The organism is Roseobacter sp. S87 (assembly GCF_055693285.1).
In genome coordinates this window covers 2,016,041-2,039,181 of record NZ_JBVFTR010000004.1, presented here as the reverse complement: position 1 = coordinate 2,039,181, position 23,141 = coordinate 2,016,041, and the positions used below count along the sequence as shown (strand labels likewise).

General features: G+C 59.8%; 19 protein-coding genes and 1 pseudogene. 14 read left to right on the top strand and 6 right to left on the bottom strand.

The features are described from left to right. Positions 1-67: 67 nt before the first annotated feature. The 4 genes from ACZ1HA_RS11030 to ACZ1HA_RS11015 form a co-directional block, all read right to left on the bottom strand. On the bottom strand, positions 68-1,396 hold the full coding sequence (locus ACZ1HA_RS11030; RefSeq protein WP_436399018.1) for a TRAP transporter large permease: 1,329 nt from the start codon (positions 1,394-1,396) through the stop codon (positions 68-70). 11 nt (positions 1,397-1,407) lie between these two features. After that, positions 1,408-1,920, bottom strand: coding sequence for a TRAP transporter small permease (locus ACZ1HA_RS11025; protein ID WP_375230494.1), 513 nt, complete (start codon positions 1,918-1,920; stop codon positions 1,408-1,410). Positions 1,921-2,025: 105 nt separating this feature from the next. Continuing rightward, the gene (locus tag ACZ1HA_RS11020; protein ID WP_472713896.1) at positions 2,026-3,207 is read right to left on the bottom strand and encodes a TRAP transporter substrate-binding protein; all 1,182 of its coding nucleotides are present in this window, start codon (positions 3,205-3,207) and stop codon (positions 2,026-2,028) included. Then, on the bottom strand, positions 3,197-3,382 hold the full coding sequence (locus ACZ1HA_RS11015) for a hypothetical protein (protein WP_375230496.1): 186 nt from the start codon (positions 3,380-3,382) through the stop codon (positions 3,197-3,199). The genes ACZ1HA_RS11020 and ACZ1HA_RS11015 overlap by 11 nt, the downstream gene beginning before the upstream one ends. A gap of 212 nt (positions 3,383-3,594) precedes the next feature. Here ACZ1HA_RS11015 and ACZ1HA_RS11010 point away from each other — a divergent pair, with 212 nt between their 5' ends. The 11 genes from ACZ1HA_RS11010 to ACZ1HA_RS10960 all read left to right on the top strand — a co-directional run bounded on the left by ACZ1HA_RS11010 (position 3,595) and on the right by ACZ1HA_RS10960 (position 16,522). Continuing rightward, on the top strand, positions 3,595-4,620 hold the full coding sequence (locus ACZ1HA_RS11010; protein WP_472713895.1) for a LacI family DNA-binding transcriptional regulator: 1,026 nt from the start codon (positions 3,595-3,597) through the stop codon (positions 4,618-4,620). A 225-nt stretch (positions 4,621-4,845) separates the two neighbouring features. Then, positions 4,846-8,700: a two-partner secretion domain-containing protein gene (locus ACZ1HA_RS11005; protein WP_472713894.1), complete on the top strand. Its 3,855-nt coding sequence runs from the start codon at positions 4,846-4,848 to the stop codon at positions 8,698-8,700. Then, positions 8,700-9,878, top strand: a complete 1,179-nt coding sequence (locus ACZ1HA_RS11000; protein ID WP_472713893.1) for a POTRA domain-containing protein — start codon at positions 8,700-8,702, stop codon at positions 9,876-9,878. The genes ACZ1HA_RS11005 and ACZ1HA_RS11000 overlap by 1 nt, the downstream gene beginning before the upstream one ends. Further along, positions 9,850-10,410 (top strand): ShlB/FhaC/HecB family hemolysin secretion/activation protein, encoded by a 561-nt coding sequence (locus ACZ1HA_RS10995; RefSeq protein ID WP_472713892.1) that lies wholly within the window; start codon positions 9,850-9,852, stop codon positions 10,408-10,410. The genes ACZ1HA_RS11000 and ACZ1HA_RS10995 overlap by 29 nt, the downstream gene beginning before the upstream one ends. A 131-nt stretch (positions 10,411-10,541) precedes the next feature. Further along, a complete protein-coding gene (locus ACZ1HA_RS10990) occupies positions 10,542-11,261 on the top strand; it encodes a S1 family peptidase (RefSeq protein ID WP_472713891.1) in 720 nt (239 codons plus the stop codon). 104 nt (positions 11,262-11,365) lie between these two features. Further along, positions 11,366-12,721 (top strand): homogentisate 1,2-dioxygenase, encoded by a 1,356-nt coding sequence (gene hmgA / locus ACZ1HA_RS10985; protein ID WP_472713890.1) that lies wholly within the window; start codon positions 11,366-11,368, stop codon positions 12,719-12,721. Further along, positions 12,718-13,005, top strand: coding sequence for a hypothetical protein (locus tag ACZ1HA_RS10980; RefSeq protein ID WP_472713889.1), 288 nt, complete (start codon positions 12,718-12,720; stop codon positions 13,003-13,005). The genes hmgA and ACZ1HA_RS10980 overlap by 4 nt, the downstream gene beginning before the upstream one ends. Further along, the gene (locus ACZ1HA_RS10975) at positions 12,975-13,679 is read left to right on the top strand and encodes a fumarylacetoacetate hydrolase family protein (protein ID WP_472713888.1); all 705 of its coding nucleotides are present in this window, start codon (positions 12,975-12,977) and stop codon (positions 13,677-13,679) included. Before ACZ1HA_RS10980 ends, ACZ1HA_RS10975 begins: the two co-directional genes overlap by 31 nt. 58 nt (positions 13,680-13,737) lie before the next feature. Continuing rightward, positions 13,738-14,688 carry an MBL fold metallo-hydrolase gene (locus ACZ1HA_RS10970; protein ID WP_375230964.1) on the top strand — a complete coding sequence of 317 codons (951 nt, stop codon included), beginning with the start codon at positions 13,738-13,740 and terminating at the stop codon, positions 14,686-14,688. A gap of 15 nt (positions 14,689-14,703) precedes the next feature. After that, a complete protein-coding gene (locus ACZ1HA_RS10965) occupies positions 14,704-16,332 on the top strand; it encodes an FAD-dependent oxidoreductase (RefSeq protein WP_472713887.1) in 1,629 nt (542 codons plus the stop codon). Next, positions 16,325-16,522: a DUF2783 domain-containing protein gene (locus ACZ1HA_RS10960; RefSeq protein WP_472713886.1), complete on the top strand. Its 198-nt coding sequence runs from the start codon at positions 16,325-16,327 to the stop codon at positions 16,520-16,522. The genes ACZ1HA_RS10965 and ACZ1HA_RS10960 overlap by 8 nt, the downstream gene beginning before the upstream one ends. Before the next feature lie 2 nt (positions 16,523-16,524). On the opposite strand, the gene ACZ1HA_RS10955 is transcribed toward ACZ1HA_RS10960, so the two are convergent. Further along, a complete protein-coding gene (locus ACZ1HA_RS10955; RefSeq protein ID WP_472713885.1) occupies positions 16,525-18,168 on the bottom strand; it encodes a sulfatase-like hydrolase/transferase in 1,644 nt (547 codons plus the stop codon). Positions 18,169-18,313: 145 nt separating this feature from the next. On the opposite strand from ACZ1HA_RS10955, the gene kce reads away from it, so the two are divergent. After that, on the top strand, positions 18,314-19,246 hold the full coding sequence (kce, locus tag ACZ1HA_RS10950) for a 3,5-dioxohexanoate:acetyl-CoA acetone transferase (protein WP_472713884.1): 933 nt from the start codon (positions 18,314-18,316) through the stop codon (positions 19,244-19,246). Positions 19,247-19,255: 9 nt separating this feature from the next. Here kce and ACZ1HA_RS10945 read toward each other — a convergent pair whose 3' ends face one another. After that, positions 19,256-19,876 (bottom strand): TetR/AcrR family transcriptional regulator, encoded by a 621-nt coding sequence (locus ACZ1HA_RS10945; RefSeq protein ID WP_472713883.1) that lies wholly within the window; start codon positions 19,874-19,876, stop codon positions 19,256-19,258. Positions 19,877-19,970: 94 nt separating this feature from the next. Here ACZ1HA_RS10945 and ACZ1HA_RS10940 point away from each other — a divergent pair, with 94 nt between their 5' ends. Together ACZ1HA_RS10940 and ACZ1HA_RS10935 are read left to right on the top strand one after the other, a co-directional pair. Continuing rightward, positions 19,971-21,107, top strand: a complete 1,137-nt coding sequence (locus ACZ1HA_RS10940) for an efflux RND transporter periplasmic adaptor subunit (RefSeq protein ID WP_472713882.1) — start codon at positions 19,971-19,973, stop codon at positions 21,105-21,107. Positions 21,108-21,110: 3 nt separating this feature from the next. Then, a pseudogene (locus ACZ1HA_RS10935) lies at positions 21,111-23,135 on the top strand (efflux RND transporter permease subunit); the annotation flags it as partial. Positions 23,136-23,141: the final 6 nt, after the last annotated feature.

Below are 23,141 nucleotides of genomic sequence, written 5' to 3'. Positions count from 1 at the left end.
CACGGTCACACCGGTATAGCATAGCCGTGCGCCAGTGGGGGTCTTTGATGCGCATCAAATGAACCCTCTACTGATAGATCTCGGGCAGCAGCGTTGTCGACAGTGCCGGAACATATGCGATCAGCAGCGTCACCAGCAGCATAAAGAGAACAAACGGTACTGCGCGGTAAGCGATTTTAAGGATCGACTCCCCGGTGATGCCGGAGACCACAAAGAGGTTCAGGCCCAGCGGTGGTGTAATAAAGCCGACACCCAGTGCCGTGATCATCATGATGCAGAACTGAATTTCATTCATGCCGATATTGTCGGCCAGCGGCTTCAGGATCGGGGCAAGGATCACAATGTTGGGTGTCGTCTCCATCACGCAGCCCGCGGCAATCAGGATGCAGATCATCAGAAGGATGAGCATGGCCGGATCATCGGTCAGTGAGGTGACAGATGTAACAAACCCCTGCGGGACGCCCATGATTGCAAGCGCTTCGGCGAGCGGCGCTGAAAAGGCGATGATCGGCAGAATGACCCCGTTGACCTTGGCTGAGCTGACCAGCATCGCAGGAAAATCCGAGAACCGGAGCGTGCCCAGAATGAAACCCATGATGATTGTGACCACCACAGCGGTGGCACCGGCCTCGGTAGGGGTCAGGCGGCCTGAGAAGATGCCGTAAAAGATGATGCCGGGCACAATAAAGGCGTACCACCCGGATTTCAGAGACCGGCCCAGATTGCCGAACCATTCGCCCGCCGACATGTTGCCGCCGCCTTCCCAGCCATAAAGCCGGTTCATGACGATGTTGGTGGCCAGGATCGAGACGAGAATTGCCAGACCGGGGATGAGCGCTGCAAGAAACAGCGTTGATGCGGATATCCCCAATACCAGACCGATGATGATGTAGGCGATAGAAGGCGGGATCAGAATGCCGGTACAGGCCCCCGCAGCAACCAGTGCACAGGCATAGGGCCGGGGATACCCGCTTTCCACAAGACGGTCGATGGTCATCCGGCCAACAGCAGCGGCGCCCGCGGCGTCCGACCCGGAGATTGCGGCGAACATACCACAGACCAGCACTGTTGCAGAGCCGAAACCGCCTTTGGCAAAGCATGTCAGGGCTTCGGCAACGTCGAGGAACTTGCGCGACAAACCGGTGCGGACCAGCACGTCACCGGTAAGGATAAACAGTGGCACGGCGGTAAGTGCAAAGGCATCAATGCCGGCAAAAAGGCTTTCGCCAACGAGGCTGAGCGGCAGATCGCCGGACATTACCAGCATGACAATTGCGGCTGATCCGATTGCGGCCCAGACGGGAACTGCCAGGGCGATCAGCACCACGAACATGATTACGGGTACGTAAAAATCCCATCCGAGTTCAACGGTCTGATTGAGGGTATTCCAGAGCATTGAGGTTCTCCTCAGTCAAACAGTTTGTCGCCTTCAAAGACGGGGGTGCCGTCTCTGAGCGCACGGATGTCACGCAGGAAGGATTGCAGCAGTCGCCAGACAATCAGGGCAAAACCGGCCGGTACAGCCATCAGGAACCAGACCTTTGAGACCCTGAGGCCATCTGTAACAGACCCGAATTTGGCGGAGACATGCACTGTCTCGAACGACCAGTAGAGCGCGATGATCGCGACGGCGAACATTACGAGGTCACCGAAGATATACAGAACGGCTTTGGCGCGTGGCGGCAGATAGTGCATCAGCACATCGATACGGATATGCGCACGTTCTTTGACGGCGGCGGCGGCGCCGATCCAGGCGAGGTAAATAAACGAATAGCGGACGATCTCTTCGCCCCAGATCGAGGAATAGGCGAATATCTCGCGCCGCAGCACCTCAATGGCCATGGTGATCACGAGCATCACGTAAAAAACAAGGAGCAGCCAGCGTTCGGCGTCGCGGTCAATTCTGCGCAAAAGATCCATAGGGCGTCCGGTATCAAAGAATGGAGTCCACCCGTCCGGTACAGGACCGGCTGTCAGATCGGCGGTGGACCGAAAACGGGCACCCGAAGGTGCCCGCTGAGTGAATTACGCGTCGTGCACGTAGTATTTGCCCTGCGTGCCTGCCGCTTCTTCCAGTTTGGCAAAGGCGTCCATAGAGCCTGCGAGTTCCGTTTTAAACGGATCCCATTCGGAACGCTGGTAACCACCTGCATCCTGCCATTCGGCCAGCTGGTCGCCGCTCAGAGAGTGGAATTCCACCCCGGATTTCGCCAGTTCCGACATCGCGTAGGCGCGGGCGGACGGTACCTTTGACAGGTTCTGGTGCGCGGTCATTTCCGAGCCCCACATCACGCCTTCCTGTACGTCGCCCGGCAGACTGTTGAACCATTCGAGATTACACGAGTAGACCTGACTGTCCGGAACGGCCTGCGTGAAGGTCACGTGGCTCAGGATGTCCTTGAAGCCGAAGACAAAGAGAGCGCCGACGGAAGGATCAAGCGCATCTGCAACGCCCTGTTTGATTGCCGACGGTGTCTCGCCCCAGGCAACCGGCGTCGGGTTGGCGCCGACCATACGGTAGTACTGCTGGAGCATCTTTGAGCCCGGCACGCGGAACTTGACGCCCGAGAGATCGCCTGGGCTGAGCACAGCGCCCGCGCCGCCCTTGCGCACAGCGACAACGCGTGGGTCGATATTGACGTAGAAGAGCGCTTTGAAGCCGGCAGCCTCAACCTTCGGGTGCACTTCAGCGTTCCAGTAATCCGATGTCACCAGGTTTGTGAAACGCTGGTTGGAGCCACACAGATAAGGCATGTTGATCAGGTCAACGGTCGAGGCAAAGGGCGCGAAGTTAGACAGCGAATGCTGCGCAGCCTGGATCGTACCACCCTGTACTTTCTGAACAAGCGAGCCGCCAGCGCCCAGTTGTCCGCCCGGCGCCAGTTTGACGTAGATTTTGCCGTTCGTTGCGTTCTGGATGTTTTCTTTGAGATCGAGCTGCATGATGGGGTAGCTGCGCGAGGCACCCAGCACGTAGGCCGTGGCAACAGTCATGATGTGCTCGGCCGCTTTTTCCCGCTCACGCTCTTCATTTGCCGTCTGTGCTGCGGCTTCTGTCGACCACAGGGTGCCCGCCGCACCCGCGACCAGAGCTGCGGTGAAGCTGCCGGTGGTTGCGAGTTTCAGAAAGTTACGGCGCTCCGCAGAGGCCAGTTCTTTGCGTTCGTTATCCAATCTTCGTCCTCCCGTTGGACATTCAGCCGCCATCTTTGTTTTTTTGGTCGGCCTCTTTTTTGAGAATAGCCACGACGAAAAGGATCGACGCGGCAAACAGAACCAGCATTTCCTGGACGTCTCCCATGAAGGCGCTGCCGGTGAATGCACCGAGCGCGACGTTCACAGCAAAGATCGCAAAAACCACGGCGGATGCGGCAAGAAACATGGAAAACCCCCGGTACAGAATCGGTTCTGGAAACCACTGTAAGCCGTTACATTAACTTAATGCAACGGCTTACATTTTGTGTCAGGCCTGCGGCTGTCTGTTTGCCTCCGCGCAAAGATGTGCCAGTCTGCCAGTGATTTACTTTGAAAAGAATACCTGCATAATGCATTTATGAGACTGAATGGATCAATAATCCGCACGGATGCCCGGCTGTGACGTCAAACCGGTCGGTCCCTACGCTCTACGATGTGGCCAAAACGGCAGGCGTTTCGACGGCCACTGTTTCGCGCTGTCTGAACTCTCCTGAGCAGGTGGTGGAACACACCCGTAAGCGTGTGCTCGAGGTGGTGCACAAGCTTGGATATACGCCGAATTTCGGGGCCCGGGCGATGGCCGCCAAGCGTACGTACACCATCGGTGCCGTCATCCCGACAATGGAGAACGCGATCTTTGCCCGGGGGCTGCAGGCCTTTCAGGAGGAGCTGCGTGCGAGCGGGTACACACTTCTTGTTTCCAGCTCGGCATACGACCCGAAGATCGAAGAGGAACAGATCCGCGCTCTTATTGCCCGTGGTGCAGATGGTCTTCTGCTCATTGGTCACGACCGGACGGCGACGGTGGCGGAGTATCTGGAAAAGCAGGGCACGCCGGCGGTGGCGGCCTGGAGTTATGAGGCCGACGGTACGTTGCCGTCTGTTGGCTTTGACAACAGATCAGCCATGCGCGCCCTGGCGCAGGAGGTCCTGGCGCTGGGTCATCGCAGAATTGGCGTAATTTCCGGGATTACGGATGGCAATGACCGGGCGCGCCGGCGGGTCGAAGGGATCCTTGACGCGGTCTCAGACGCGGGTCTCGGCAGGGACTGTGTTGAGATATCCGAAACGCCCTACGACATCGCGAATGGCGCTGCTGCGTTCCGGCAGTTTATGCAGGCGGAAGAAAAGCCAACGGTGGTGATGTGCGGAAATGACGTTCTTGCTGCAGGCGCGCTCCGCGCCGCAGCTGAAATGGACATCCGGGTGCCGCAGGATGTCTCGGTCACGGGGTTCGATGACATTGAACTTGCGGGCATTCTGTCGCCGCCCCTGACCACTGTGCATGTCCCGCACCGGGAGATGGGACGCACCGCTGCCCGTACACTGATCGGCATGGTGCAGAACGGAACCAGTGGCAAAACATCATTGCTTGAGGCGCGTCTTTGTCTGCGTGGATCGCTGGCCGCGCCGGGAAGTGACTGAGCGGATCGAAAGCCAGGGCAGCACAGTGACGTATGTAGCCCACCACGTGCGGGAAACCTGACATCGGTGTGGCAGAAACGCGCCCACGGCATCGAAAAACGGCCTTTTTGCCATTAACCTATTGCATATTCGACACTCGCTGGAACTTCCCGACTTTTCTATATTGAGTAAAATTTTATTAGATTTACGGGTAGTGTGCCCGGTTTGGGCCAGTGGAGTATCGGTATGCGGGAACAGAGGCAGTCAGGAAACTACCGGCGGTTTTTACGCGCGGGCACGTCCGCAATTGCACTTATGTTGGGGGCATCATATTTCGGCGCCGGGTCTGTAGTCGCACAGTCGCCCGAAGGCGGCGTGGTTGCCGCAGGTGCGGCATCCATCTCACAGACAGCTACGACGTCAGTCATTCAGCAATCGAGTCAGCGGGCGATCATTGACTGGCAGGGATTTGATGTTGGCCGTGACCATACGGTGGTGTTCGATCAGCCGGGACGCAGTTCCGCGACGCTCAACAGGGTGCAGTCCGTTACACCCAGCCTGATCGAGGGAACGATTACGGCACCCGGAACTGTGGTCATCCAGAACACGGCGGGTGTGCTTTTTTCCGGCACGGCCCGCGTGGATACCGGTGGGCTCGTGGCATCGTCGCAGATCGTGGACGCTGATCATTTCATGTCCAGTGGCAATTTCCGGATCGGTGGCGGGGAGCGCCCCGGCGCACGGGTCGTGAACGAAGGCAGTTTTACCATCGGCGATGCAGGTCTTGTGGCGCTGGTTGGCACAGATGTTGAGAACGCGGGTGTGATTTCGGCCCATATGGGGACGGTTACGCTCGCTTCCGGCACAACGACCACCATCGACCTGTCTGGTGACGGCGTGTTCCAGGTCGCTGTTGATGGCGCGCCACAGGGTGGTCGCGTTACGCAATCCGGCTCGATAGATGTATCTGGCGGCCGTGTGCTGCTGACAGCCGGTGGCGCTGCAGGTGCTCTGGACAGTGTGATCAATACATCTGGCGTGATCCGGGCGGCTTCCGGCGCACGCATAGGCGGCAGCATTGAGCTGGTCGGTCGCGGCGGCGGAGGTGTCCGGGTGGCCGGGACTGTTGATGCGTCCTCTGAGGAGTCTTCCGGCGGCAGCATCTGGGTGCTGGGCGAAACAGTGGAAATCTCCGCGGCGGCGCGTCTTTTGGCAGATGGGGGCACGGACGGCGGCAGCATTCTGGCCGGAGGAGACGTCAAAGGTGGCGGTGACCTGCGGACCGCAGAGCAGACCCGCGTTGCCTCGGGGGCAGAACTTTCCGCAGATGGCGCTTCGGGCTCCGGCGGTGACGTGGTCGTCTGGTCCGACGACAGCACGTGGTTTGACGGCATGATTTCGGCAACCGGCAGTATTTCCGGGGGATTTGTCGAAACATCCGGCCGCATCAACCTTGATGTCGGTGATAACGCGAAAGTTGCACTGGGTTCTGGTGGGCAATGGCTGCTTGATCCGCGCAACGTGGTTATTGCGAACGGTGGGTCCGGTGCGACAGCTGGGGTAAACAATCCGCCTGCCGGGGCCGGTGACTTCCGGATCAACCGCAATTCGATCCGTACCGTGCTGAATGCTGGCTCTGATGTTACGATCACAACTGATCAGGCGGGCTCAACGGACCCGGGCAACATCACGGTCGCAGCCGATCTGCGCTGGAACGGTGCTGGCAGCCTTACCCTTGATGCTGATGCGGACATTGTCCTGAACAGATCATTGCGGACTGATGGCGCAGGAAACGTCACACTGGATGCAGGAACCAGCATTGTCGTGAACCGCAGGCTGCGGTCAGACGGCGCCGGCGATCTGGTCCTGAATGCAGGCACCGATATCCGAGTGCAAACCGGTGACATACAAAGCCGCGGAACCGGTGACATCGCCATGACCGCGGGTGGCAATGTGACCGTGAACCGCAATGTGCAGACATTCTCGACCGGTAATATCAACATCAATGCAGGCGGGTTTGTCGACCTGAACCGGTCGGTTTTCAGCCGTGGTGCGGGTAATGTGGAAATCAGGGCCGACGGTTCCGTGACGGTCGACCGTGACCAGCAGAACCGCGGCTCGGGTGGATATCTGATTGATGCCGGAGATCAGCTTACCCTGAACCGGTCTGTTGCTTCTACCGGTCAGGGGTCAATCGACCTGCGTGCGCAGAATGATGTGACGATCAACAGGAACGTAAACTCCACCAGGGGTGGCGACGTGACGGTCCTTTCACGTGCAGGCGACGTTGTCTTTGGCGGATCGGGGGCCAACCAGATCCTGCGAACCAACCAGGGCCGTATGCTGCTGGAAGCGACAAATGGCAGCGTTCTACTGCAGCGCACGAACAATACGAACCGCAATACGCAGATTTATTCAAATTCCGGCGCAATTGATATCGTCGCGGCGACGGAGATCCGTCTGCAGGGTGGTACGCGGTCGCGCCAGCTGGCAAGGCTGGGACGGACGCGTGACTCGTCTGACATCTCCCTGACCGCACCGGTTGTTTCCGTTCTGGGCGGCAATGGCTCGAACCGTGGCCACGCCCAGATTCTGGCGGGCGCAGGGGGCTCCATCAGTATTGACGCGGACACACTGACCGTTGCCGATGGCACCGGTGGAGCAAGAGGCCAGATCCAGGCGCTGAACGGTGCCTCCCTGAACCTTGATGCAGGAACGCAGAGCTGGCGCGGTTTTGTACGTGGCACCGGCGACACCACACTGACCGGCGATATCACGGCGACAATACGTCCCAGATTTGATCTGAACCCCGGTTCTGATTTTACGCTGGCCTCGGGCAGTTTCAGTTCAGCCAGCCAGCGGTTTGATGTGACCGCGAGTGCAGATGCCGGTACGGGCGGCATGATCCGCATCGGGGGGCCGGTCGAGGCTACAACGGTTCTGTTGCAGACAGATGGTGGCGTGCGCCTTGACAGCGGCGCGCGTGTGACAGGAACTGCGGGGGGCACATCCGTTGTTGTCGCCGCCGGAAACGCGTTCCGCAATGATGCCGGCGCGGACGTTCTGACAACACCTGCAGCAGGTGCCCGCTGGCTTCTCTACATCGATACCTTCGCCGGTCTGACCGGTACCGAACCGGACTCCGGTCAGTTCGACCTTTATAACCGCGCGTACAATCCAAGAAACCGCGATCCCTTTGGTGCGACATTTGCAGGTAACCGCATCGTCTATGCAGAACAGCCCGTTCTGCGGTTCACAGCAAATTCCCTGACCAAGACTTATGGGGATGACGTCACCGGGTTGCTCGGGTTTACGGTTGCCGGGCTTCGGCCCGGGGATTCTGAGGCGACCGCCCTGACGGCTCTGGTGACGGTGTCAAGCACAGGTGCCCCGGCGACGGCAGAGGTCAATGGCAGTCCTTATGACATCATTCTTATGGCTGGGACGGCTTCTGATCAGGGATATGCGCTCGCTCCTCTTGAAAACGGAACGCTGACTGTCAACCCGGCCCCTCTCACGATTACAGCAAATGATGCCAGCCGCGATGCGGGTGAACCAAACCCGGTCTTCACCGAGACCATCACGGGTTTTGTTCTGGGGGAGACAATCGGTGATCTGGATGGCAACCTGACACTGACAACACCGGCGACGCAGGCCAGCCCCGCGGGCACATTTGCCATCACCCCCGCTGTTGTGACATCAGGCAATTACGCGATCACCTTTGTTGATGGTGTTCTGACTGTCGGTGCTGTGGCGCCTGACAGCCTGGCAGCAACGGACCTGAGCGAGGGCGGCGTGGATGGTGCCCGCCGGGCAGGGCGCCGCGCCTATCCGCTGACACCTGGTGATGCCGCATTCCGCACCACTGAGCGGGATGCGCCGCTGGCACAGTCTGACCCATTCGCACTGACCTACTCTCTGGGCGAAGTCGAAACCTTTGCGCAGGCTGGAGATACGGGTTCACAGGGCTTTGTTCCTGCTGCGGGCGGGCTTGACGCTGAAACAAGCGGAGACTGCGGCGTTGCTGCGAATATCGGTACTGCACCACGCGCCGGATGCGTGCCGGTGGTGCGGCCAGAATCATACTGGGATCGTCGTTAATGCGCCTGCACTCCCTTCTGCTGACTACTGTTCTCGCGGCAACTCCGGCCGTCTCTCAGGCGCAGGCTCCTGAGGTGCCGCCATTGCCGGACACCACAGGTCAGGAAGAACCGCGTGTCTCATCACCGGAAACGCCGGAGGCCGGCGGACCGCTTCAGCCGGGCGGCGACGGGCCCTCATTTATTCTGCGCGGCGTCGCACTGGAAGGTGCAATCGTCCTGGAGCAGGAGGTTTTGACGCCCATCTGGGCGAACCTTCTGGACCAGCCGGTCACCGTGCCCACACTGAACGCCATCGCAGCACGCATCAGCGCGGCCTACCGCGAGGCCGGTTATGTTCTGTCACAGGCCATACTGCCGGCGCAGTCGATCGATGATGGTGTGGTCGAGATCATCGTTGTTGAGGGTTTCATTGACGATCTGCGTCTCAACGGCGGTGCACCGGAACAGCAACGCCTGGTCGAAGAGTATTTTGGCGCGACCGACAGCGAAAGACCATTGCGCCTTGAGACGCTCGAGCGCGGCGTTCTGCTGTCGCGTGATGCGGTGGGCGGGGCCTCGCCCGGGTCGGTTCAGACAGTTCTTGGTCCCTCCCCGGACACGTTCGGTGCGGCCGATCTGGATGTCAGTATCACGCCGCAGAACCGCACAGGCTACGTGTCTGTCGATAACCGGGGCTCGCGTCTTTATGGCGAATGGACGCTGGGCGCGGGGCTGAGAACGTTCAATGCTTTCGGCCTGAATGAGACGATGGATTACACGCTGGCACTGGCGCCGCAGGGAACATCTCTGGTGTTTGGGGCTGTTACATTTGAGGCGCCGCTGTCTGGTGTCGCCGGCAGTTTTCTGGACGGCGCGCGGCTGCGGCTCGATGCCAATGTGTTCCGGGGCGATCCCGATCTGACACAGACAGGTGCTACAGCAGACCTGACAACGATTTCTGAGCAGCAGGAGATTTCCGCGGCGCTGGTCGTCCCGTTCGTGCGTACAAGATCGTCCAACCTGATCGGCCGGTTCGGGCTGACTGCGCGTCAGAGCGATGCGGAAACGCGGCTGTCGGGTTTGTCGACCGAAGAAGAGGACCGGCTGGTTGTTCTGGAAACAGGACTGGCACTGGGATGTTGCGGACCGCCGGGGCGGGATCAGCCTGGTGGATGTGTCTCTGCGGCAGGGGCTTGATGTTGCCGGTGCACGGCGATCTGCCACGGGTCCTGCGGCGGGGGAACTGACCTTCACATCCGCCCAGATACGCCTGTCGCGGCTTCAGTCTCTGGGGGACGGACCGTGGTCGCTCTATGGTGAAATCACCGGTCAGATGACACGGGGCGTTCAGCCGAATTCAGAGCGTTTCTTCCTTGGCGGTTCCACAATCGGACGGGGTTTTGCCCCCGGTAACACGTCGGGCGATTCCGGATATGCGGGCCGCGCGGAACTGCGCCGGACACTGGGTGCAGATGCCCTCGGTTCCTTCGCGGAAGCGGCAGATGTATTCGCCTTTGTGGATTACGGCCGGGCATACGACAGGTCCATTGCACGGGACGGTATCCAGTGGGAGAACCTCGGATCAGTCGGGATTGGTGCGCGCATTGCAGTCACCCCATGGCTTTCCCTGACGCCCACCATCGTGCGCCAGATCAGCGGCACTGCAAACGACACAACAGACTCCTCTGCGGAAACCCGCTTCTTTCTGGGGGCAGTTGCACGTTTCTGACGTCCCGCGGCTGTGTTGAATAAAATCCGCTGAAATCACGGAGCCACCGTTAGCCCCGCATTAAGGTGCGTGGCGCAGTCTCTTACCCGGGTTTGTCCGATGTTTCGGGCAATTTGGGTTGGAGTGTATCCATGCTTTTGAGCAGAGCAGGGCGCAGGCTTTTCTGCGTCGCGTCGGTTGTCGTCCGGATTTTCGTGGTGTTTGCGCTGGTTTCGGTCCTGCACACAGCGCGCGTGCATGCCATCGAGGCGCGAAAACCGGTCATGTATCATGCGGCTGTGGTGAACGGATCAGTCACCGGATCCGCGTTTTCGATTTCGCAGGGCATCGCTGTCACCAATGCCCATGTGGTCGGCGGGCGTGATGCGGGCGATCTGATTTACCTTTTGCTGCCCGGCCAGCCACGCGTTGCAGCGCGCATTCTGGCGGTCAGCCCCCGCATCGATCTTGCTGTGCTGTCCATATCAGACGGGCTTCTGCCGGTTGCCCCTTCGGGCGAGGCACGCGATGGTCGTGGTCAGTCCGTCTATGCAGTTGGTGTTATCGCTGCCAGTGGTGCACCCCGCCGTCAGGTGACTGTGCCGGGCACGGTGTCTTCGGGGATGCAGACTGTACGGCCTTTCGGGCGGGGGGTCATTGCCCGTATGCCGGGGGTGCGGCGCGGGTTTTCGGGCGGTCCGGTCTTTGACAGGCGCGGTCAGCTCGTGGGCATGGTTGCAGCATTGCGTCCCGGACGCTCCGGAAATGCTTCGGCGCGGGAGGCCTTTATCCTGAGCGCCGACGATGTGCGTGAGGAAGTCGCCCGGCTGATGCGGCGCGCGGATGTCTGGCGGTCAGCGGACACCCGCTAACCCGTTTTATCCCTGAAGCCGCTGCCGGTGTGCTACAGGACTATTGATAGTTACAAAAGCAACAACTACACCCCTTGAGCAGCTGCAAAAGGGGAGGACACCGGATGAACCGTCACACCGAGAGCGCGCCTCTTGTCCAGGCACCGTCGCTTCCCGGGCCACATGCGGGCTACATGCCGGGCTTCGGCAATGACTTTGAAACCGAGGCACTGCCGGATGCATTGCCCCAGGGCATGAACAGTCCGCAGAAGTGCAACTACGGGCTCTATGGTGAGCAGCTCAGCGGAACCGCCTTCACGCATGAGCGTCCCGAACGCACCTGGTGTTACAGGATCAGACCGTCTGTGCGGCATTCACACAGATATCAGCGTGTAGATCTGCCCTACTGGAAGTCGGCACCACACATGCCGGATGATGTAACCAGTCTTGGACAGTACCGCTGGGACCCGGTGCCACACAGCGACACGCCGCTGACCTGGCTCACCGGCATGCGGACCATGACCACAGCAGGCGATGTTAACACCCAGGTGGGCATGGCCAGCCATATCTACCTCGTCACCGCATCCATGGTGGATCAGTATTTCTATTCAGCAGACAGCGAACTGCTGGTGGTTCCACAGGAGGGTCATCTGCGGTTTTGTACCGAGCTGGGCATTATCGACCTTGCCCCGAAGGAAATTGCCATCCTGCCCCGCGGCCTTCTGTACCGGGTCGAAGTGCTCGATGGTCCCTGCCGGGGCTTTGTCTGCGAGAATTACGGTCAGAAGTTCGAACTGCCCGGCCGCGGGCCAATCGGCGCAAACTGCATGGCCAATCCACGTGACTTCAAAGCGCCCGTAGCCGCCTATGAGGACCGCGAAGTACCGTCCACCGTAACCATAAAATGGTGCGGGCAATTCCACGAAACCCATATCGGACAGTCGCCGCTGGATGTGGTGGCCTGGCACGGAAACTACGCTCCGTATAAGTATAATCTCGAAAGCTATTGCCCGGTCGGTGCCGTGCTTTTTGACCATCCCGATCCATCGATCTTTACGGTTCTGACGGCGCCCTCGGGCCAGCCCGGCACTGCAAATATTGACTTTGTTCTGTTCCGGGAACGCTGGATGGTCGCGGAGAATACGTTCCGGCCGCCGTGGTATCACAAGAACATCATGTCGGAACTGATGGGCAATATTTATGGCCAGTATGATGCCAAACCGCAGGGCTTCGTGCCGGGGGGCATGTCGCTGCACAACATGATGCTGCCGCACGGCCCGGACCGGGATGCCTTCGAGCGCGCGAGCAATGCTAATCTCGGCCCGGACAAGCTCGACAACACGATGTCCTTTATGTTTGAGACGCGCTTCCCTCAGCACCTGACCACTTTCGCCGGTAAGGAAGCACCTTTGCAGGACGACTACATCGACTGCTGGGAAGACCTTGAAAAGAAGTTTGATGGAACGCCGGGGCGGAAATGAAAATCGCAACCACAGATGACGGAACCCCGGACGGCCGGCTGGTCGTCGTGTCCGATGACCTCAGAACGCAACAGTTCTGCGCAGAAAACACGCTCCAGCAGGCGCTGGACGCGGACCGGATTTCGCCGGAGGGCGCCGCACTGGAATTTGACGCGGGACGGTGCAGATCGCCCTTGCCGCGCGCCTATCAGTTTCTTGACGGATCCGCCTATGTAAACCACGTCGAGCTTGTACGCCGGGCGAGGGGGCGGAGATGCCCGAGAGCTTCTGGACCGATCCGCTGATGTATCAGGGCGGCTCGGACAGTTTTCTGTCACCGGGTGATGACATCCCCGGTCAGCCGGACTGGGGCGTGGATTTCGAAGGGGAGATTGCTGTTATCACGGCGGCCGTTCCGATGGGCGCCAGCCGGGACGAGGCATTGTCCGCAATTCGTTTCGTGATGCTCTGCAACGATGTCTCGCTGCGGGGCCTGATCCCCGGTGAGCTGGCCAAGGGTTTCGGGTTTGTGCAGTCGAAACCCGCCTGTTCTTTCTCTCCCGTGGCTGTCTCGCCGGATGCGCTTCCGGGATGGCGCGATGGTCGTTTGCAGGGCGTCCTGAAAGTCGATCTGAACGGCGAGCCGTTTGGCCGCGCGGATGCCGGTATCGATATGACCTTCGACTTCGGCACGCTGATTGCGCATGCCGCCAGAACACGCGACCTCGCGGCCGGCACGATAATTGGGTCGGGAACTGTCTCGAACAAACTGGACGGCGGGCCGGGAAAACCAGTGTCTGACGGCGGCGCCGGGTACTCCTGCATCGCAGAGCAGCGTATGATCGAAACCATTGAGGCAGGCGCTCCGGCGACCCCGTTTCTGCAGCACGGTGACAACGTCAGGATGTGGATGGAAGACAGTGAGGGGCAGTCAATATTCGGCACGATTGAACAGAAAGCTCGGATGACGCAGCCCTAAGATGGCTGAGAAAGAAGCCAACGGGCCTGAACAGGAAAAACAGAAAGAAGATCGTAAAATGTCAAAGAAGTTCGCGTCACAAGGCGATATGACCGATAAAAAGATCACCTTTGATGAAATCGGAGAAGGGCTCTGGGCCTTTACCGCCGAAGGAGATCCAAATTCCGGCGTGATTATCGGCGACGACAGTGTGATGATTATTGAGGCGCAGGCCACGCCGCGTCTTGCCGGCCTGGTCATCGAAAAAGTCCGCAGCGTGACGGACAAGCCGATCAGCCATCTGGTGCTGACGCATTACCACGCAGTACGGGTCTTGGGCGCGTCCGCTTATAATGCGGGTCAGATCATTATGTCTGACACGGCCCGTGCCATGGTAGCTGAGCGCGGACAGGAAGACTGGGACAGTGAATTCCAGCGGTTTCCGCGTCTGTTCGAAGGTCACGAGAGCATTCCGGGCCTCACATGGCCCACGACGACCTTCAGCAGAAGCATGACGGTTTATCTTGGCAAACGGCGGGTCGACATCAGCTGCCCGGGACGCGCCCATACGGCGGGAGATGCGGTCATTCATGTGCCCGACCAGAATGTGATGTTTACCGGTGACATCGTTGAGGATCGCTCCGCGTGTTACTGCGGGGATGGGCATTTTGCCGACTGGGGGGCGACGCTGGATGTCATCCGGAATTACCGGCTGGATGCAATTGCGCCCGGTCGCGGCGGTGCGCTGACAGGGCAGGACGCCGTGAACCGGGCCATCGCATCAACGCGCGATTTCGTGGACAGTACCTACAGGCCCGCAGCACGTGTTGCCGCGCGCGGAGGCTCGCTCAATGAAGCCTGGCATGCGGTGCGTGAAGAATGTGACCCGAAATTCAGTGACTACGCCATCTACGAACATTGCCTGCCGTTCAACGTTTCGCGCGCCTATGACGAAGCGCGCGGTATGGATACACCACGGATCTGGACGGACAAACGTGATCTGGAAATGTGGGAACAACTGCAGGGCTGAGGGCGGAGCATGACCATGGTTGGCGCGCAGTACGAACTGGCCTTTCGCTTATACCCTTACGCGAAAGTACCTGATCAGGATGGCCCGGCGCGCCGTCACCCAGTTGTTATTGTCGGCGGTGGCCCGGTGGGGCTGGCTGCCGCTCTTGATCTGGGCAAACGGGGCACACCGGTGCTTCTGCTGGATGACCACGAGGGCGTCGGGCAGGGCAGCCGCGCCATCTGCTTTGCAAAACGTACGCTGGAAATTGCAGACCGTCTGGGCGCGGGCGACGCGATGGTGGACAAAGGTGTCGTGTGGAACGTGGGCCGTGTTTTCCATCGCGACAGTCAGATTTTCGAATTCGACCTTCAGCCTCAGGCGGGTCACCGGCGGCCGGCCTTCATTAATCTGCAACAGCCGTGGTTTGAAAAATTCCTTCTCGACGAAATACACGCCGCACACTCGGCGGGTGCTCCTGTTGAAATCCGGGGGCGCAATGTGGTTTCGGGCATCACCCAACACGACGGATATGCAGAGCTGCAGGTGGACACTCCGGATGGTGCCTATTCTGTTGAGGCTGACTGGGTCATTGCCTGCGACGGCGCGCGTTCGGCACTGCGGCAGATTATGGGGCTCAGCTTTGACGGGCGGGTTTTTGAGGATAACTTTCTGATCGCAGATGTCAAAATGACGGCTGATTTCCCGACCGAACGCTGGTTCTGGTTTGAGCCGCCTTTCAAAAACAGCGGTCAGTCGGCGCTGCTGCACAAACAGCCTGATGATATCTGGCGCATTGATTTCCAGCTGGGCTGGGACATCGACCGTGCGAAGGAACTCGACCCGGACCGTATCCGCGACAGGGTCGACGCCATGCTGGGCGAAGGGGTCGAATACGATCTGGAATGGACCTCAATCTACACCTTTCAGTGCAGGCGGATGGAAAAACTCCGCCACGATCGCGTGTTGTTTGCAGGTGATGCGGCGCATCAGGTGTCCCCATTCGGCGCCCGTGGTGCAAATTCTGGCATTCAGGACGCGGATAACCTGTGCTGGAAACTCGATCTCGTGATCCGGGGGGACGCACCGGAAGAGTTGCTGGATACATATTCCGAGGAACGTATTGCGGCTGCGGACGAAAATATCCTGAACTCAACACGGGCGACTGATTTTCTGACGCCCAAATCCGATATGAGCGTCGTGTTCCGCAACGCAGTGCTTGAGCTTGCGGGCTCATATGCTTTTGCCCGGCCTCTTGTGAATTCCGGCCGCCTGTCCGTGCCCTGTACCTATGACGGCTCGCCGCTCAACGGGCCCGATGTGGCGGATGCACCCCGTGCCAGCCGGCCCGGTTCTGCCTGCCCGGACGCACCGCTGGCAGATGGGTTCCTGCTGGATCACCTGACAGGTGGTTTCACGCTTTTGTGCATCAACCGGGCGGATACGGCATGCGATTTACCCGACCGGCATGTGACAACGCTGCATCTCAGTACGTCAGCCGACGATCCCACAAAGGCCTTGTCGGAACGGTACCTTGGTGATCTGTCGGGCATCATCGTTCTCATCCGCCCGGATCAGCATGTGGCTGCCCGTTGGAAAGACTTTGACGGTGATGCCATCCTGCGGGCAATCAGAACGGCAACCGGAAGGCAAAGCGATGAGTGATCTGAACCTCGCCCCCAATATCGATGACCCGGATGGCTTTTACCAGGAGCTTCTTGCCGCGCATGAGGGCCTGAGCAAAGAGGACAGCGATGCTTATAATGCGCGGCTTATCCTCATTCTCAGTAACCATATCGGCGACCGTGATACGCTCAGACAGGCCCTGAAAGCGGCGCAAAAACAGGACGGCTGACGTCAGTCGCCTTCCGGTCTTGCCGGTGCCTTGCCGCGGTATCGTTCTGAATACGCCGGTTCTGTTTCGCTGCCATCCCACAACCCCAAGAGGATGCCGGTCGTAGGTGGGCTGCTGGCACGGCGTTTGATTTCACCATCCGTCACAGTCACCCTCTGGGACATTCGCAGGGTCCAGCTGTGCAGATGCCCGTACATCCTCGCACGCACGTCGGCATACGCGGGATCACGGCCCAGATCGCAGAGTTCGTCAGGATCATTGGCCAGATCGAACAGCATTGGTGCGATGCCGCCTTCGCAGTGCACCAGCTTCCAGTCCTGCGTCGCCACCATGAACAGGCGCGCATCTTTTGGCTCTAAGCCCAGAACCGCCCCGGCCGGGTGTGTGCTGTAGTCATATTCACTGATCGCAAACGCGCGCTCTTTCCTGTCCTTATTGTCATGCAGATGCGGGATCAGGGACCGGCCTTCTACTATATTTTCGGGCACCTCTGCGCCCGCGGCATCAATGATTGTCGCTGTGACATCAATGGCTTCGGTCAGCGTCTCGCTGACGGTCCCGCGCGTGGCGTCTGCTTGTGGCCTTGGATCCCGGATGATCAGCGGAACCCTGACGGAGGGAGCGTGAAAGAGATCCTTTTCGCCCATCCAGTGGTCACCAAGATAATCCCCATGGTCAGAGGTCAGAATGATCATCGTGTTGTCCATCTGGCCGGTTTTTTCCAGATGACCGAACAGTCGCCCCATCTGATCGTCGCATTGTGCGATGAGGCCCATATACGCGGGAATGACTTTGCTGCGCACCTCGTCGCGGGAAAAACTGCGCCCGATCCGGCCCCCGGTAAAAGCCGCGAACACCGGGTTCGGGTCCTCCAGTTCGCGTGGGTCTCGCACAGCGGCGACGACATCTTCTGGCCCATACATATCGTGATAGGGCGCCGGTACGATATAGGGCCAGTGCGGTTTGATATAGCTGACGTGCGCGCACCAGGGACCTTCGGCCTGGTCAATGAACCGGATGGCTTCGGACGTCAGCCATGGCGTTTCGCTGTCTTCTTCGCGGATGTTCGCGGGCCGGTCAGCGTTGTGCATAAACCAGCCTGTGGCCATCTCTTCGCCCTCTGCGCCCGCGTTTGCGAAGTCGGCCCGGGGGTTGCTGCCGCCATATCCTTTTGATTTCAGGTATGTGTTGTACGGACTTTCCTTTGTGTCATATGGCCCGTCCGGCCCCTCGGCCCACAGCCCATCGTCCCGGCACCATGTATCAAACCCACATTCGACCTGCCGGGCGCCGATGATGCTGTCGGGACTCAGGCCAAGGCGCTCCATGCCTTTTACGTCGGCCTTCATATGGGTTTTGCCGATCAGCCAGCAATCCATACCGGCATCGCGCAAATGGTCTCCCAGGGTCAGTTCCCCCACACGCAGGGGATATCCGTTCCACTGTGCGCCGTGCGAGGACACATACCTGCCGGTGTAGCAACTCATCCGGGCGGCGCCGCAGACCGGCGACTGGGTGTAGGTGTTTGAAAACCGGACACCTTCACGCGCGATCCTGTCAATGTTCGGAGTGCGCAGTGTCGGGTGGCCGGCGCAGCTCAGATAGTCGTGCCGGAGCTGGTCAAACATGATGTAGAGAATATTCAACGCGCTGTCTCCCGTACCCTGCCGCAATCGTTTCATCCGGCTGGCGAGATTGCAATCAGTTGAAGGGCGGGGCGGTCAGAAACAGGCTGGAAACCAATGCGGTGCCTGTGCGAGCCTGCTCGGGACCCAAAGCCAGGAGGCAGATATGGCAGAGCGCCGTCCCGTCATTATTACATGTGCTATCACCGGCGCCATTCATACGCCTTCCATGTCACCGCATCTGCCTGCAACTGCGGCTGACATCTTTGCCTCGGCCACAGCGGCAGCTGAGGCAGGTGCTGCGATCCTGCACCTGCACGCCCGGGATGAAGAGACCGGCAAACCTGATCAGAGTGTCGAAGGCTTCGCGCGCATTGTGCCGCAGATTGCGGGGGCCACGCGGGCCGTGCTGAACCTGACCACCGGCGGCAGCCCCTATATGACCGTTGAGGAACGGGTGCGCCCGGCGGCCCATTTCGCGCCTCAGCTGGCCTCGCTCAACATGGGGTCCATGAATATGGGCCTCTTCCCGATGCTGGGGCGCTATCCGGAGATTTCCGGATGGGAGAAGGATCACCTCGAAGGGTCCAGGGATCTGGTTTTCCGGAACAGTTACAAAGACATCGCAGCCGTCCTTGACGCATGCAGCGGAAACGGCACACGCTTCGAATTCGAATGCTACGATACCGCGCATCTCTATAACCTGGCCTGGTTTGCCGATCAGGGGCTGGTGAAACCGCCCTTTTTTGTTCAGACGGTTTTTGGTCTGCTGGGGGGCATTGGTGCGCATCCCGATGATGTGGCCCACATGCGGCGCACCGCGCTGCGCCTCTTTGGCGATGACATGGTGTGGTCGGTTCTGGGGGCAGGCGCGCACCAGATGAAAATCGCAGCACAGTCCATCGCAGGCGGTGGTCATGTACGTGTCGGGCTTGAAGATTCTCTCTGGTCGGGCCCGGGTGAACCGGCCACGTCGAATGCCGGACAGGTCAGAACGGCGGCGGCACTGATCCACGCCATGGGATGTCGCGTGGCGACACCGGAAGAGGCTGCTCAGCTGCTGGACCTGCGCGAAAGGCGGGAAATGCCGGTGGCCTGATAACCCCGGTCAGCTGTCAGGCTGGCCAACGACCCGAACGGCAACATCGTGGAGGGTCGTTTCCATGTCGAAGGGCACCTTGGCATCCTTCAGTTTGCCGTCGATCAGCAGAAAAGACAGGCCGTGGACGAAACTCCACAGCAGGAATGCTTCGTTCACATCTGATTCGATGATGTCTGCTCTGCCATGGCATCTGGCGACCTCGCCCTGCACGACACAGAAGGTGTCATCGCCAAGCTGCACGAGGTCGCAATGGTCCGCGTGATCTTCTGAAAGACCGAACATCAGCCGGAAGACACCGGGTTCTGCCAGCGCAAACCGTACGTAAACGCGACCCATCGCAACGATTCTGTCCAGCGTTCCGGCATCATACAGCGCCAGTTCATCCAGCATCTGCTGACGCTGCCTTTCCATCCCCGCATGCGCGATATGGTGCAGCATTTCGTCTTTATCTTTGAAGTGCTTATAGGGCGCGGCGGTTGACACTCCGGCGCGGCGGCAGGCTTCAGAGACAGAGAACTGGTCGGGGCCCTTTTCCTCGACCAGCTGGCGGGTCGCTTCCAGCAACTGGGCACGCAGGTCCCCGTGGTGATAGCTGTCGCGTGCTGTGTTTTGTTGGCCTGCATTCATGATCCAATCTTTCTCAGAGAACGTACCTCTTGTCAAAGTAAGAGATGCTAACATATGTTAGAGGTGCTAACATGCAATGCGGGATCAGATGATCATGACACAGCAAACGGGAATTCTGAGACGGGCCATGCGAGGCCTTTTCACGACAGTGGTGACGCTGGGGGTTGCGGGGGTCGCGGGTTTTGCCGTCGTCGCGGGCAGCGGGTTTCTGGCGGGACGGGCAGCAGGGGTTGAGGCTCCGGAAGCCGCTGAACTGACGCCGGTTTCCGTGGCCGAGGTCATCTACCAGGACAGCTACGATGTGGTCCGCAGTTTTACGGGGCAGGTTGAAGCGGCCGAAGAGGTCACTGTTTCTTTTGAATTGTCCGGTCGTGTGACGGAACTGAGCGCCCGAGAAGGCGAAGATGTTCTCAGCGGCCAGGTCATCGCGCGCCTTGATACAGACCTTCTGGAAGCAGAGGCACGCCGTCTGGAGGCCTCACGCGCCGCCATCAGCGATCAGCTGATCTTTGCGGAAAGCCGCGTGGTCCGGGCGTCGCAGCTGCGCGAACGCGGCTTTTCCAGCCAGGAAGCCTTGGATCAGGCCGTCAGCACCCGTGACGAACTGCGCAACCGCATCGCTGAGGTCGCTGCAGCCCTTGATACCGTTCAGATCAACATTGAGAAATCCGTGGTTACGGCTCCGTTTGATGGCCGGGTGGGATCGCAGCATGCCGAAACAGCGGACACACTGACCGCCGGCCAGCCGGTGATCACGCTGATCCGGACATCTGCGCCAGAAGTGCGCGTCGGCCTGCCGCTTGGTATCGAACTTGCGCCTGGTACGGACGTTACTCTGAGCCTTGGCGATCAGACGATGTTGGCACGGCTGAAACAGTTCCGCCCTGACCTTGACCCGGTCACACGAACCCGCACGGCCCTTTTTTCGATCACAGGCGACGCAGCACCTGTGTTCGGCCAGACTGTAACACTGGACCTGCCGACAAGCCTTTCCCAGCGTGGCGCCTGGGTTCCCGTGGATGCTCTGCGGGAGGGATCGGGCAGCCAGTGGACAGTGTTCGTTGTGGGAGACGATGACGTTCTGCGGGCAGCATCCGTCGAGGTGATCCATGCCGAAGGGACCCGTGCTTTCGTACGCGGGTCGCTGCAGGCGGGCGACAGGTATGTGACCTCAGGTGCGCACCGTGTTGTGCCGGGCCAGCAGGTCAGACCTCTGGCCCAGGAGGGCTGAGGGATGGAGACGCTCACCTTTCGCCAGCCCCGTCTTGTTGCGCTCATCCTCCTCGTTCTGATCACAGCCGGTCTGTCCTCGTTTCTGTCTCTCGGCCGCCAGGAAGACCCGACGATTACCAATCTGTTTGCCACCGTGACCACTGCGTTCCCGGGGGCTGATCCGGCGCGGGTCGAAACGCTCGTTACGTCGGAGATCGAAGAAGAGCTGCGCGAGATCGCGGAAGTCGATGTTGTCTCATCGGTTTCCCGTTCGGGGGTTTCTGTTGTGTCTGTCGAACTCCTTGAAACACTGGATGAGGCAACAATCGAGCAGGTCTGGTCGGAAGCCCGCGATGCCGTCGAAGAAGCGCGCAGCAGGTTTCCGGCCGGCGTTCAGGCACCGGAATTTAACGCAGAAGGAATTTCTGCCTATTCCGCGGTCATTGCGGTCACAGCAGAGCACTCTGCCGTTCCGATGTCCGTCGTGCAGGCACATGCAGAAGATCTGGCCGACCGTCTGCGGTCGGTTCCCCAGACCCGGGCTGTTGATCTCTTTGGCGAGGCGGAACCTGAGGTTCTCGTCGCACTGGATCAGCAGGCGACAACAGCGCTTGGCCTGACGGCCGACGAAGTATCAGGCCGCATTGCTGCCGCGGATGGCAAGGTGCAGGCCGGGCGTCTGCAGCGCAGTGATACGGATCTGACAATCTCCACCTCCGGCGAAATAGAAGCGCTCGACCGGTTGGGGCAGGTCGTTCTGCGTGAAAATGACAGCGGAGCCAGAGTCCTGTTGTCTGACATTGCTGACATCAGCCGGGGCGAGGCAAATCCACCTGAAGAAATGGCGATTGCCAATGGTAAAGCGGCCGTTCTGGTCGGCGTTCTGGCCCAGGATGGTGTCCAGATTGACCGCTGGATGGGGTTTGTCCGCGACACGCTCGCCGACGGTGCCGCACTTGTTCCGGCCGGCCTTTCCGAGACGCTGATGTTCGATCAGAGCCAGTACACGGCAGACCGTCTGGCTGAAGTGGGAACAAACATGGCGATCGGCGTTGCCCTGGTTGTTGGGGTGCTCTTTCTGACGCTTGGCGTGCGGGCCGCTGCGATTGTGGCGCTGGTGCTGCCCGTCGTGTCTCTCGCAACCCTCGCCAGTATGAATTTCATCGGGTTGCCGATCCACCAGATGTCCGTGACAGGTCTGATTGTGGCACTGGGACTGCTGGTGGATGCGGCCATTGTCATGGTCGACGAAGTGCGCCAGCGACTGGAAAAGGGCATGTCCCGCATTTCGGCCACCGGCGATGCAACCCGCAGACTTGCGGCACCTCTGTTTGCATCGACGGTGACCACTGCGCTGTCTTTCACGCCGATGATCCTGCTGCCGGGACCTGCAGGGGACTTTGTCGGCGCAATCGCGATTGCGGTTGTTCTGATGCTGGTGTGGTCTCTGATCGTCGCCGTCACAGTGACGCCGGCTCTGGCGGGCTGGTTCCTGAAAAAGGGCAGTAAAACCGGCATTTCGCTTCCCGTTCTGGGACCGCTTTTCTCTGCGTCGCTGCGCTGGTCGGTCCGGAACCCGCTGCGGTCGATGGCGCTGGCTCTGATCCTGCCCGTTCTTGGCTTCGCGTCTTTCCCGACCCTGACGGCCCAATTCTTTCCGGGCGTCGAGCGTGATCAGTTTTATCTTGAGATCGACATGCCACCGGGCACTGCGATCCACGAGACAGCCAGGATCGCAGGTGAGATCGATACTTTGCTGGCGGAGGCTGACGGGATCGACAAGGTATTCTGGACAATCGGCAAATCCGGTCCGGCGTTTTACTACAACATCACCGCGGGCCGCTCCTCCGAGCCGGGATATGCCCAGGCGATGATCAAGACCGAAACTGCAGAAGACGCAGAACGTCTTGTCCCTGAGTTGCAGTCAGATCTCGACAAAAGGTTCCCGGGTACCCGGATTATTGTACGCGCACTGGTACAGGGCCCGCCTGTTGATGCCCCCGTCGAGGTCCGGTTTGTGGGACCCGACCTGAAGGTGCTGCGCGAGCTTGGC

What these genes read in the sequence shown, in the direction of transcription:
- ACZ1HA_RS11020 (WP_472713896.1), bottom strand. Translation starts at nt 3,207, where the DNA reads ATGGCGGCTGAATGTCCAACGGGAGGACGAAGATTGGATAACGAACGC.
- ACZ1HA_RS11015 (WP_375230496.1), bottom strand. Translation starts at nt 3,382, where the DNA reads ATGTTTCTTGCCGCATCCGCCGTGGTTTTTGCGATCTTTGCTGTGAAC.
- ACZ1HA_RS11030 (WP_436399018.1), bottom strand. Translation starts at nt 1,396, where the DNA reads ATGCTCTGGAATACCCTCAATCAGACCGTTGAACTCGGATGGGATTTT.
- hmgA (WP_472713890.1), top strand. Translation starts at nt 11,366, where the DNA reads ATGAACCGTCACACCGAGAGCGCGCCTCTTGTCCAGGCACCGTCGCTT.
- ACZ1HA_RS10940 (WP_472713882.1), top strand. Translation starts at nt 19,971, where the DNA reads ATGACACAGCAAACGGGAATTCTGAGACGGGCCATGCGAGGCCTTTTC.
- ACZ1HA_RS11000 (WP_472713893.1), top strand. Translation starts at nt 8,700, where the DNA reads ATGCGCCTGCACTCCCTTCTGCTGACTACTGTTCTCGCGGCAACTCCG.
- ACZ1HA_RS10965 (WP_472713887.1), top strand. Translation starts at nt 14,704, where the DNA reads ATGGTTGGCGCGCAGTACGAACTGGCCTTTCGCTTATACCCTTACGCG.
- ACZ1HA_RS10975 (WP_472713888.1), top strand. Translation starts at nt 12,975, where the DNA reads ATGCCCGAGAGCTTCTGGACCGATCCGCTGATGTATCAGGGCGGCTCG.
- ACZ1HA_RS11025 (WP_375230494.1), bottom strand. Translation starts at nt 1,920, where the DNA reads ATGGATCTTTTGCGCAGAATTGACCGCGACGCCGAACGCTGGCTGCTC.
- ACZ1HA_RS10960 (WP_472713886.1), top strand. Translation starts at nt 16,325, where the DNA reads ATGAGTGATCTGAACCTCGCCCCCAATATCGATGACCCGGATGGCTTT.
- ACZ1HA_RS10980 (WP_472713889.1), top strand. Translation starts at nt 12,718, where the DNA reads ATGAAAATCGCAACCACAGATGACGGAACCCCGGACGGCCGGCTGGTC.
- ACZ1HA_RS10990 (WP_472713891.1), top strand. Translation starts at nt 10,542, where the DNA reads ATGCTTTTGAGCAGAGCAGGGCGCAGGCTTTTCTGCGTCGCGTCGGTT.
- kce (WP_472713884.1), top strand. Translation starts at nt 18,314, where the DNA reads ATGGCAGAGCGCCGTCCCGTCATTATTACATGTGCTATCACCGGCGCC.
- ACZ1HA_RS10945 (WP_472713883.1), bottom strand. Translation starts at nt 19,876, where the DNA reads ATGAATGCAGGCCAACAAAACACAGCACGCGACAGCTATCACCACGGG.
- ACZ1HA_RS11005 (WP_472713894.1), top strand. Translation starts at nt 4,846, where the DNA reads ATGCGGGAACAGAGGCAGTCAGGAAACTACCGGCGGTTTTTACGCGCG.
- ACZ1HA_RS10970 (WP_375230964.1), top strand. Translation starts at nt 13,738, where the DNA reads ATGTCAAAGAAGTTCGCGTCACAAGGCGATATGACCGATAAAAAGATC.